This is a genomic window from Geodermatophilus sp. SYSU D00700, from assembly GCF_054050255.1.
Genome location: NZ_JBJGZA010000046.1, coordinates 23,679 through 35,024, shown reverse-complemented (window position 1 = coordinate 35,024; position 11,346 = coordinate 23,679). Strand labels below are relative to the sequence as shown.

Below are 11,346 nucleotides of genomic sequence, written 5' to 3'. Positions count from 1 at the left end.
CCCCCCCCCCCCCCCCCCCCCCCCCCCCCCCCCCCCCCCCCCCCCCCCCCCCCCCCCCCCCCCCCCCCCCCCCCCCCCCCCCCCCCCCCCCCCCCCCCCCCCCCCCCCCCCCCCCCCCCCCCCCCGGGCGGGGTCAGACGCGGACGAGCAGCTCGCCGTGCAGCATGGCGAGCCATCCGTCGTCCGCCGCGGCCCAGCGCAGCCACGCGGCGGCGAGCTCGCCGAGCTCGTCCCGCGTGGCCAGGCCGTAGGCCCGGGCCTGCTCGGTGAACGCCGACGCCGTCGCCCGGCCGGCCCAGGAGCGGCCCCACCACTCCCGCTCGGCCGGGGACGCGTAGCACCAGGCCGACGCGGTGGCGGTGAGGTCGCGCAGGCCGGCCGCGTGCGCCCAGGCCACCAGGCGCCGACCGGCGTCGGGCTCGGCGTCGTTGGCCCGCGCGACGGCGGAGTAGAGCTCCAGCCAGCGGTCCAGCCCGGCGTCGGCCGGGTGCCAGACGACGGTCGCGTAGTCGACGTCCCGCACGGCGAGCAGCCCGCCGGGCCGGCAGACCCGGGCCATCTCGCGCAGCGCCGCCACCGGGTCGGTGAGGTGCTGCAGCACCTGGTGGGCGTGGACGACGTCGACGGCGTCGTCGGGCAGGTCGAGGGCGTAGACGTCGCCGACGGCGAAGGTCACCGCGACGCCCGCCCGCTCGGCGAGGTCCCGGGCCTCGCCGAGCGGATCCGCCGCGACGTCGACCCCGGTCACCCGGCCCGGCGCCACCCGGCGGGCCAGGTCGACGGTGATCGTGCCGGGGCCGCAGCCGACGTCGAGCAGGTCCAGTCCCGGGCGCAGGTGCGGCAGCAGGTAGCCGGCGGAGTTCTCCGCGGTCCGCCACCGGTGCGACTGCAGGACCGGCTCGGCGTGCCCGTGGGTGTAGGTGTCCACCCCCGCATCCTGGCCCGCCGTCTCATGTGCCGGAACTGGCTTCCCACATCCTGAGACGGCAGGCATTGGAACCTATCCACACGTCTCGACGCCGGGAACGTGCGGATCGCTTCCTATGCCTCGTCGGCCAGGACCGCCTCGGCGACGGCCACGGCGGGCTCGCGGTCGGCCGGCACCAGGCCCAGCCGCACCCGCCGGTCGAGCAGGTCGGCGACCGTGCGAGCCCCCTCGGCCCGCACCCCGAAGCGCAGCTCCCCCACCGTCTCCGGGCGGCCCGCGACCACCGGGTCGGCGCCCAGCGCGGCCACCCGGGGCGCCTCGGTGCCGTAGCGGGCGACCAGCCGCGCCGACGCCCGCACCCGGGCGAGTTCAGCCGGCGGTGCCGCGCCGGCCAGCGGCAGCGCGGCGGTTCGCGAGTGGCGGGCGCCCCGGCCGAGGCGGGCGACGACGTCGTCCACCGCCTGCTCGGCCATCGCCCGGTAGGTGGTGAGCTTGCCGCCGACGACGGACAGGACCGGTCCGTCCCACCGCAGCAGGTGCCGGCGGGAGAGGTCCGCGGTGGCGTCGCCGGGTCCCCGCCCCGCCGACTCCGGCAGCACCAGCGGCCGCAGGCCGGCGAAGGAGCCGACGACGTCGTCGCGGGTGAGCGGCACCGCCAGCACCCGGTTCACCGTCCCGAGCAGCTGCGCCACCTCGGCGTCGCTGGGCAGCGGGTCGTCGTCGGGGACCGGGCCGGGCACCGGCTCGTCGGTCAGGCCGAGGTACACCAGCCCGCCCGGCTGGGGCAGCGCGAACACGTACCGCGACCGCGAGCCGGGCAGCGGCACGGTGAGCGCGGCGGCCGGGTCCCCGAGCCGGCCGGCCCGCACGACCAGGTGCGAGCCGCGGGAGGGCGCCAGCCGGATCCCGGGTGCCAGGGCCTGCGCCCACACGCCGGTGGCGTTGACGACGGCGCCCGCCCGCACCGTCACCGGCTCCCCGTCGACGACGGCGTGCACGTCGCGCCCGTCGACGGCGACCACCCGGGCGCCGGTCAGCACCCGGGTGCCGTGCGCGGCCGCGGTGCGGGCCAGCGCCACGACCAGCCGGGCGTCGTCGGCGAGCTGCCCGTCCCAGAACACCGCGCCGCCGCGGCCCGGGCGCAGCGCCGGCACCAGCCGGGCGGCCTCGGCCGCGCCGACCCGCCGCGTGCCGGGCAGCGAGCCGCGGCCGCCGCGCACCGAGACGCGCACCGCGTCGCCGAGCCGCCCGCCCAGCGCCCCGACCGCGCTCACGTCCCGCCCGGCGGCGTCGGGCACCAGGAAGGGCAGCGGCCGCACCAGGTGCGGCGCGGTGGTCCGCGCGAGGACGGCGCGCTCGCGGGCGCTCTCCCGCGCCAGCCCGAGCTCGCCGTGCGCGAGGTAGCGCAGCCCGCCGTGCACGAGCTTGCTCGACCAGCGGCTGGTCCCCGCGGCGAGGTCGGCCCGCTCGAGCAGCACCACCGACAGGCCCCGGACGGCGGCGTCGAGCGCGACGCCCGCGCCGGTCACGCCGCCGCCGACGACCACGACGTCGACGTCCCCGCCGGCCAGCGCCTCGAGGTCGGCCGCGCGGCGGGCCACGGTGAGGTCGGGACCACGTGCCGGCGAGCGGGTCACGGAACGGGTCCCGGCCGGGGCACCGGCAGACTGTAGCCGTGTCCGAGCAGCCGGAACTGACCGTCCAGGGGTGGGGACCCGGCAGCTCATCCGAGGGCGGGACCGAGCCCGACCCCGCCGCCGCGCTCCCCCGGGCCGCCCGCCGTCACCTGGCCAGGGAGCTGGGCTGGACCCCCCGCCCCACGCCACCGGTCCCCGTCGACGAGATCCGGCTCGCGCCCTCCCGCCTGCCGGACGACGTCCGCGCGGCCCTGGTGGACCTGCTCGGCGAGGAGCACGTGCGCACCGACCGCGACTCGCGGCTGCGCCGGGCCGGCGGCAAGAGCTACCTGGACCTGCTGCGCCGGCGCGCGGGCGACGCCGCGGGCGCCCCCGACGCCGTCGTCCTGCCCGGCAGCACCGAGCAGACCGCGGCCCTCCTGGCGCTGTGCAGCGAGCGCGACGTCGTGGTGGTCCCGTTCGGCGGCGGGACCAGCGTCGTCGGCGGGCTGGCCGGCGTCGACCCCGACGACCGGCCCTCGCTGTCCCTGGACCTCGCGCGCATGGCGTCGCTGACCGACCTCGACGTCGCGTCCTCGCTGGTCACCGCGGGCGCAGGCATGCGCGGTCCGGCGCTGGAGGCGGCGCTGGCCGGGCACGGCCTGACCCTCGGTCACCTGCCACAGAGCTGGGAGTTCGCCACCCTCGGCGGCTACGCGGCCACCCGCTCCGCCGGGCAGGCCTCCACCGGCGTGGGCCGCTTCGCCGACCTGGTGGCCGGGCTGACGCTGGCCACGCCGTCAGGCGTGCTCGAGCTCGGGCACCCGCCGGCGTCGGCCGCGGGACCGGACCTGCTGGGCCTGGCGCTGGGCTCGGAGGGGACCCTCGGCGTCGTCACCGAGCTGCGGCTGCGGGTGCGGCCGGCGCCGCAGGCCGCCGTCTACGAGGGCTGGTCGTTCCGCACCTGGGCCGACGGGCTGGCAGGCCTGCAGCGGCTGGCGCGGCACGACCTGCTGCCCGACGTCGTCCGGCTCTCCGACCCCGACGAGACCCGCGCCACCCTGCTCAACGCCGACGGCGCCGGGGCGCGGCTGCTGCGCGGGTCGCTCCGGGCACGGGGGCGCGGCGAGGGCTGCCTGCTCGTCGTCGGCTGGGAGGGGCTCCCGCCGCTGGTCCGCGCCCGCCGGCGCGCAGCGGTGCCGGTGCTGCGCGAGCACGGCGCGGCGCGGATCGGCCGGCGGGTCGGTGAGTCGTGGCGGCGGCACCGCTACGCCGCGCCCTACCTGCGCGACCGGCTGATGGACGCCGGGCTGCTGGTGGAGACGCTGGAGACGGCCGCCACCTGGACCGCGCTGCCGGCGGTGTACGACGCCGTCCGCGCGGCGCTGCGCGCCTCGCTCGGCCGCGGCGAGCGGCAGCCGCTGGTGATGAGCCACGTCTCCCACGGCTACGCCACCGGCGCCTCGCTCTACGTCACCGTGCTGGCCGACCGCGACGACGGCCTGCCGCTGCAGCAGTGGCTGGCGGCCAAGCGGGCGGCCACCGACGCGCTGCTGGCCGCCGGTGGCACGCTGACCCACCACCACGCCGTCGGGGCCGACCACCGCCCCTGGCTGGAGCGCGAGGTCGGCCCGCTCGGCATCGAGGTGCTGCGGGCGGTCAAGCAGCGGCTGGACCCGCGGGGCGTCTGCAACCCCGGGGTCCTGCTACCCGACCAGGAGGGGATCCTCGTGAGGTGACGCCGCACGTTCCCCTGGAGGGCTCGACCAGCGGGATGCAGTACGCGGGATGGCAGCCGCGTGCGGTCGCGATGGACGGGCTGGGCAACCGGGTGCTGCCCGGTCAGCGCGTCCCCGTGGCCGGCGGCGTCGAGCTGAACGCCGACGTCTACACCCCTGCGGTCGCCGGCCGGTACCCGGCGGTGGTGTCCTTCGGGCCGTACAGCACCGAGCTGCACACCGCCGGCGTGCCGACCGGGTCCAACGAGGTCGGGTCGCCGCCGGTGTTCACCGACCGCGGCTACTGCCCGGTCGTCGTCGAGCGCCGGGGCATGGGCCGGTCGGGCGGGCACCCGCTGCCCTTCCTCGACCCGCGGGACGTCGACGACCACGAGGCCGTCATCGCCTGGGCCGCGGAGCAGCCGTGGTGCAACGGCGAGGTGGTGCTGTTCGGCACCTCGTACTACGCGCTGACCCAGCCGGTCGTCGCCGCCCGCCGGCCGCCGGCGCTGAGAGCGTTCTTCGCCAACGAACTGTCGACCGACCTGTTCCGCCACGTGGTGCAGTTCGGCGGCGTCCCCGCCAGCTTCTTCCTCGGACTGTGGATGGGCGCGAACTTCACGAGGGGCCAGGAGGAGCTGCGGCTGGCACCGGAGCGGCGGGCGCTGCTCAGCCGCCTGACCAACGGGGCGGTGCACCCGCTGCTGGAGAGGGCGGTCCACGCCCACGTGGAGCGCCTGTTCGCGTCCTTCCTCGCCCACACCCCCGCCCGCGACTACGGGGAGATCTACGCGCGGTGGGTGTTCGACGAGAAGACCCGCACCGGTAGTACCGCCCGCGAGGTCACCCGCACCGAGCTGGCCGCGATCGACGTGCCCTTCGTCGCGGTGCAGAACACCGGCTACTTCAACCTGCACCAGTTCGGCGCCTACGACCTCGTCGAGCACGCCGGCACCCCCGCCGAGGACACGTGGCTGGTCATCGGGCCACCGACGTACGACCTGCCGGTCTACGCCTGGCAGGGCGAGGCACTCGCCTTCTTCGACCACGTGCTCCGCGGCGTCGAGAACGGCTACGCGGAGCAGCCCCACGTGCGCTACTGGGTCGACGGCGCCAGGGCCTTCGCCACCGACACCGCCTTCCCACCTCCGGCCGGTGGGATCCGGCGGCTCTACCTCGGGTCGGCGGGCGCGGACTCCGCGACCCACCGGCTGGGCACCGAGCCTGACGGTGCCGGATCCAACTCGTGGGCGGCGGTGCCCTACGGGGTGCCGGTGCTGCCCGGGCTGGACGACCTCGCGCCGCAGACCCTGGCCTTCGAGCTCCCCGTCGACGACGACCTCCTCCTGGCCGGCGCGGTGACCGCCCAGCTGTCCTTCAGCTGCACCGAGATCGACTCCTACGTCCTGGCGCGCCTCAGCCGCGTCGACGCCGAGGGCCGCTCGCACCTGCTGTCCCTGGGTGGTCTGCGGCCGGTCACCCGCACCGCTGACCCCACCCGCGGCTCGGCCGTGGAGATCGCCATCGACGCCGACCGGCGCCAACCGCTGACCCCGGGTGCGCCCGTCGCGCTGCGCTTCAGCCTCACGCCGGCTCCGGTGCTGCTGCGGGCCGGGGAGACGCTCCGGCTGGAGCTGGGCAGCCGCACGGACCTGCTGCGGGAGAGCGTCGGCCACGGGTACGCGCAGTTCGACCTGCCCGTGCCGCCGTACCTGTCGCGCAACAGCGTGCACTTCGGTGGCAACAGCTGGCTGGAGGTCACCGTGGTCCCCACCCCTCAGCGGACCTGAGCACCCCGCTCGCCACGGTCCCGGGCGGACGGCCGGCCCGTTCGGCCCGCGGCGAGACGGGCCGCTCGGCGTCGAGGTGCTGCGGTCGGTCAAGCAGCGACTCGACCCCCGTGGTACCTGCAGTCCGGGGGTTCTGCTCCCCGACCAGCCGACTCCTCGGCGGAGTCCTCGGCCGGGTCGGGGCACGCGGAGAGCGGCCGGTCCGCGGACGGGGCCCAGCCCGGCGGGGGCACGGCCGGTGGCGTCCCCGACCGCCGTCGCAGGGAGCGGGGCAACCGCGGGGACTCAGGCACCGGAGACCCGCAGCGCGTGACCGCCGGAGAAGACGTCGCCGGGGTCGACCGAGCGCTTGACGGCCAGCAGCCGCTCGCCGTCCTGCTCGTCCCACGCGGCCAGCACCTCGCCGGGCCCCTCGACGTCGCCGAGGAAGTTGACCAGCGCGCCGGTCGCGGTCCACGGCGCCAGCGCGGCCAGCACGCCCCGGCCCACGTGCGGCACGACCCCGGCCAGCTCGGGCACCATCGGCGCGACCACGAACACCGACCAGGCGGCGTGCCGCCCGGTGACCGCGTTCGGGACGGGCGCCGGCCGGCCCAGGGCACCGCCGAGCTGGCGGACCTCCACCATGACCAGCGGCACGTGCACCTCCGGCCCGGCGGCGGCGAGCAGCGCGTCGACGGTCTCCTCGGTCAGGTCGGCGAGCAGCGCGCCCTTCTCCCAGGCGGGCATGGGCTCGGTCGGGTCCATGTGCACCGCGTCGAGCGCGGTGGGCGGCAGCGGCCCGACCCCGCCGAGGAGCACCTCGCCGGCGGCCTGCATCGGCGCGACGAGCGCCGCGGCGGCCTCCGGGTCGTCGCCGGCGTACAGGAAGCGCAGGTGCACCACGGTCTGCCCGCGCAGCGGCGGGGGCAGCTCCTCCAGGGGCGGCATGCGCAGGACGGCGACCGACGAGCCGGCCTCCTCCGGCAGGGTCGGCGCCCACGTGCGGTAGGCGTGCAGCACCGCGGCGGCGTCGCGCCCGGCGAAGAAGAAGCCGCCGCCCACGAGCGCGGGCACGGCGTACAGCCGGAACTCCAGGGCGGTGACCACGCCGAGGCTGCCCTTGCCGCCGCGGACGGCCCAGAACAGCTCGGGGTCGGACTCGGCGGTGACGGTGCGCAGCTCGCCGTCGGCGGTGACCATCTCGACGGCGGTCACCGAGTCGGCGGCGAAGCCGAACCGGCGGCCGAGCGGGCCGAGCCCGCCGCCGAGGGTGTAGCCGACCACGCCGACGTCGGACGACGAGCCGCACAGCCCGACCAGCCCGTGCTCGGCGGCGGCGGCGAGCACCGTCGCCCACTTCACGCCGGCCTCGACGCGGGCGGTGCGCTGCACCGGGTCGATCCGCACGCCCTGCATCCGGGAGGTGGTGACCAGCACCGCGCCGTCGGCGTTGCGCACCGGCCCGTGGCCGGTGGCCTGGACGGCGACCGGCAGGCCGTGGGCGGTGGCGAACCGGACCGCGGCGACGACGTCGGCCGCGCAGACCGCCCCGACCGCGAGCGCGGGCGTGTGGGTGACCGCGGTGTTCCAGGTGGCGACCTCGGCGGCCAGGCCGTCGTCGCCGGCGGCGAGCACCGGTCCGCGGACCTCCAGGCGGAGGTCGTCGACGTCGAGGGTGGAGGGGACGGTCAGGGTCATGGAGGGCCACCTCGGGCAGGGTCGGTCGGGCATCGGTTGACGGCGCAGACCCTGGCGACGCGGCCTTGGCGGTCACTTGGAGAGGACTTGCACGTCTCGCATCCGCGGCCGCCCGGGCCGCGCCGTGCGGAAACCCCTCCCCATCCGGCCCCGGACCTGGGAGGATCCGGCCTCGTGCGGTACCGCGTCCTCGGGCCCCTCGAGGTCACGGGCTCCGATGGCCGGCCGGTCGACGTCGGCGGCGCCAAGCCGCGCGCCCTGCTGGCCCTCCTGCTCGCCGAGGCCGGGCGGGTGGTCGCCGTCGACCGCATCGTCGAGACGCTGTGGGGCGACGAGCCGCCGCCCACCGTCACCGGCACCCTGCAGGCCTACGTCTCCCACCTGCGGCGCGTGCTCGAGCCCGAGCGCGGCCCGCGCGAGCCGGCGACGGTGCTGCTCACCCGGGCGCCGGGCTACCGGATCGCCGTCGACGCCGACGACCTCGACAGCCTGCGGTTCGCCCGGCTGGTCGAGGAGGGCGACCGCGCCGCCGACACCGACCCGGCCGCCGCGGTCGCCGTCCTCGACCGCGCGCTGGAGCTGTGGCGCGGCGAGCCGCTGCCCGAGCTCGGCGACGGCCCGGGCGCGGCCGACCGGCACCGGCTGACCGAGCTGCACGTCCGCGCCCGCGAGCGCCGGTGCGACGCACTGCTGGCCACCGGCCGGGCCGACGCCGCGGTCACCGACCTGCAGCGCCTGGTCGAGGAGCACCCGCTGCGCGAGCGGCTGTGGGCCCGGCTGGTGACCGCGCTCTACTCCGCCGACCGGCAGGCCGACGCCCTGGACGCGCTGCGCCGCTGCACCGAGCTGCTGCGCGAGGAGCTGGGCATCGACCCCGGCCCGGAGCTGCGCGAGCTCGAGCGCCGGGTCCTCCGCCAGGACCCCGCGCTGGCCCGCCGCGCGCCGCGCCCCGCGCTGTCGGTCGTCCCGCCGCCCCCGCCGCAGCCGGCCCCGCTGGTCGCCCCGGCCGACGAGTCGCTGGTCGGCCGCCGCGACGAGCTGGCCCGGCTGCGGACGGTCGCCGAGCGGGCCGCGGCCGGGCGACCGTCCGTCGTCGTGCTCGCCGGCGAGGCCGGCATCGGCAAGACCCGGCTCGCCGAGGCGGTCGCCGCCATGAGCCGCGACGCCGGCTGGGCGGTGGCGGAGAGCCGCTGCGCCGACGACGCCGGCGCCCCGGCGCTGTGGCCGTGGACGCAGGTGTTCGAGCAGCTGGGCCAGGAACCGCCGGCCCCGGTCGCCGACGACGGCGGGACCGACGCCGACGCCGCGCGCTTCCGGCTGTTCCAGGACGTGCGGCACCGCCTGGTCACCGCCGCGGGGGCCCGCCCGGTGCTCGTCGTCCTCGACGACCTGCAGGGCGCCGACGAGACCTCGGTGCAGCTGCTCGGTCTGCTCGCCCGCCACCTCCCCCGGGTGCCGCTGCTGGTCGTGGTCACGGTGCGCAGCGTCGGGGAGGACCTCCCCGAGGCGGTCGCCGACTGCCTGGCCCGGCTGGCCCGCGAGCCGGCGGCGGTCACGATCACCCTCGACGGCCTGACCGCCGACGACGTCGGGTCGCTGCTGGCCAGCCAGCTCGGGCGGGCCGGCGACCCCGGCCTGGCCGCCACGGTGCACGACCGCACCGCGGGCAACCCGTTCTTCGTCGTGGAGCTCACCCGCTGGATGCGCGGCGCCCGCGACCTGCGCCTGGACCGGGTGCCGGTCCCGCCGTCGGTGGGCGAGGTGCTGCGCACCCGGCTGGCCCGGCTGCCCGCCGGTGCCCGCCCGGTGCTGGAGCTGGCCGCCGTCGCGGGGCGCGAGGTGACCCTCGACCTGTTGCGGGCCGCCGGGGAGGAGGCCGAGGCCGCGCTCGCCGCCCTGGACGCCGCCACGGCCGCCGGGCTGGTCGGCGAGGGGTCGGCGCCGTGGAGCTGGCGGTTCACCCACGCCCTCGTGCAGGAGGTGCTCGCCGACGACCTGCCGGCGCTGCGCCGGGCGCAGCTGCACGCGCGGCTGGGCGCGGCGCTGGAGCAGCGGGTGACCGGCGGCCGGGCCGACGACGCGCTGGTCGAGCGGCTGGCCCACCACTTCGTCGAGGCCGCGCCGGTGGCCGGTCCCGACCCCGGGCTGCGGTGGTCGACCGCGGCGGCGGAGGTGGCCCGCGCCCGGCTGGCCGACGGCGAGGCGGCGCTGCACACCCGGCGGGCGCTGCGGCTGCTCGACCCGGCCGCGCCCGGCGCCACCCGGACCCGGCACGACCTGCTCACCGCGCTGGGCAACGACCTGCTGCGCAGCGGGCAGCGCACCGAGGCGCACGAGGTGGTCGGCGAGGCCCTCGCGCTGGCCCGCGAGCTCGGCGACCGGCGCTGCATGCTCGAGTCGGCCGCCGTCTGGGGCTCGGTGACCCTGTGGAACTGGCGGCCGCACGGCGTCGTCGACACCGAGATGGTCGCGCTGCTGGAGGACCTGCTCGAGCACGGCGACGAGATCGCGCCCGAGGCGACCGATGCCGAGCGCGACCGGCTGACCGCGCGGCTGCTGGGCACCCTCGGCGTGGAGCTGGCCTTCAGCGAGGACCTGCAGCGCGGGGTGCGGTACGCCGAACGGGCGGTGGCCCTGGCGCGCGGCGTCGGCGACCCCGAGCTGCTGGGCCGGGTGCTCAACAACTACTCGCTGGCGGTGTGGGGGCGCCCGGGGGCGGCGGAGCTGCGGCTGGCGGCCACCGACGAGGCGCTGGCGCTCGCCGGGCGCGGGCTGCCGCGGCGCACCGAGTTCTACGCCCGGCTGCACCGGGCCGCGATCCGGCTGCACCTCACCGACCGGGCCGGCTTCGAGGCCGACCTGGAGGCCGGGCGGCGGCTGGCGTTCTCCCTCTCGGGGCCCGAGGTGCGCCCGCACGTGCTGTGGCAGCAGGCCGGCGCGGCCTGGCTGGCCGGCGACGCCGCCCGCGCCGAGGAGCTGACCACGGAGGCGCACGAGCTGTACCGGAAGGTGACGCCGCACTCCCGGCACGCCTACGCCGCGCACCAGTTCGCGCTGCGCCGCGGCGACGGCCGGCTGCCGGAGGCGATCGACCTGCTCGTCGAGACCGGCGACGAGGGCAACCCGCTGTTGCAGCTCATGGCGGTGCTGGCCGCCGCGGAGGCCGGCGACCTGGCCGAGGCCCGCCGGCTGCGCGCGCGGTGGGGCCGCACCCAGATCCGCGACTGGGCCAGCGACGTCGCGGTGCTGCTGCAGGCCGAGACCGCGCTGCACCTCGGCGACGAGCCCGAGGTCACCATGGCCACCGTCGCGCTGCTGCCCTTCCGCGGCCGCCAGGCGGTCCTCGGGACGCCGGCGTTCAGCCTGGGCGCCTACGACGAGCTGCTCGGCCGGATCGCCGAGGCCACCGGCGACACCGTGGCCGCCCGCGACTGGTGGACCGGCGCCCGCGAGCAGGGCCGCCGGGTGGGCTCGCCGCACCAGGTGGCGCTGGCCGAGTCGCACCTGGCCCGGGTGCCGGCCGAGGAGGCGCACCGCCCGCCCCGGCGCCGCCGGTCCGCGCCGTCCCGCCGGCCCGCCGTCGAGCCGCCGGTGCAGGAGCGTCCCGCCTAGCG

At 78.3% G+C, this 11,346-nt stretch carries 7 protein-coding genes; 4 read left to right on the top strand and 3 right to left on the bottom strand.

Going from position 1 to position 11,346, the window contains the following annotated elements:
• Positions 1-133 precede the first annotated feature (133 nt).
• Together ACI79V_RS21790 and ACI79V_RS21785 are read right to left on the bottom strand one after the other, a co-directional pair.
• Entirely contained in the window at positions 134-928 is a 795-nt protein-coding gene (locus ACI79V_RS21790; protein ID WP_456892661.1) for a methyltransferase domain-containing protein, read from the bottom strand.
• Positions 929-1,041: 113 nt separating this feature from the next.
• Positions 1,042-2,565: a glycerol-3-phosphate dehydrogenase/oxidase gene (locus ACI79V_RS21785; protein ID WP_456892659.1), complete on the bottom strand. Its 1,524-nt coding sequence runs from the start codon at positions 2,563-2,565 to the stop codon at positions 1,042-1,044.
• A 38-nt stretch (positions 2,566-2,603) separates the two neighbouring features.
• On the opposite strand from ACI79V_RS21785, the gene ACI79V_RS21780 reads away from it, so the two are divergent.
• From ACI79V_RS21780 to ACI79V_RS21770, 3 genes are read left to right on the top strand one after another with little or no spacing between them, the layout of a single operon-like run.
• Positions 2,604-4,283: an FAD-binding oxidoreductase gene (locus tag ACI79V_RS21780; protein WP_456892657.1), complete on the top strand. Its 1,680-nt coding sequence runs from the start codon at positions 2,604-2,606 to the stop codon at positions 4,281-4,283.
• Positions 4,280-6,052, top strand: a complete 1,773-nt coding sequence (locus tag ACI79V_RS21775) for a CocE/NonD family hydrolase (protein WP_456892655.1) — start codon at positions 4,280-4,282, stop codon at positions 6,050-6,052. Before ACI79V_RS21780 ends, ACI79V_RS21775 begins: the two co-directional genes overlap by 4 nt.
• On the top strand, positions 6,000-6,365 hold the full coding sequence (locus ACI79V_RS21770; protein WP_456892652.1) for an FAD-linked oxidase C-terminal domain-containing protein: 366 nt from the start codon (positions 6,000-6,002) through the stop codon (positions 6,363-6,365). The genes ACI79V_RS21775 and ACI79V_RS21770 overlap by 53 nt, the downstream gene beginning before the upstream one ends.
• Here ACI79V_RS21770 and ACI79V_RS21765 read toward each other — a convergent pair.
• Positions 6,338-7,732 (bottom strand): FAD-binding oxidoreductase, encoded by a 1,395-nt coding sequence (locus ACI79V_RS21765; RefSeq protein WP_456892650.1) that lies wholly within the window; start codon positions 7,730-7,732, stop codon positions 6,338-6,340. The genes ACI79V_RS21770 and ACI79V_RS21765 overlap by 28 nt on opposite strands.
• A 174-nt stretch (positions 7,733-7,906) precedes the next feature.
• On the opposite strand from ACI79V_RS21765, the gene ACI79V_RS21760 reads away from it, so the two are divergent.
• Positions 7,907-11,344, top strand: coding sequence for a BTAD domain-containing putative transcriptional regulator (locus tag ACI79V_RS21760; protein WP_456892648.1), 3,438 nt, complete (start codon positions 7,907-7,909; stop codon positions 11,342-11,344).
• Positions 11,345-11,346: the final 2 nt, after the last annotated feature.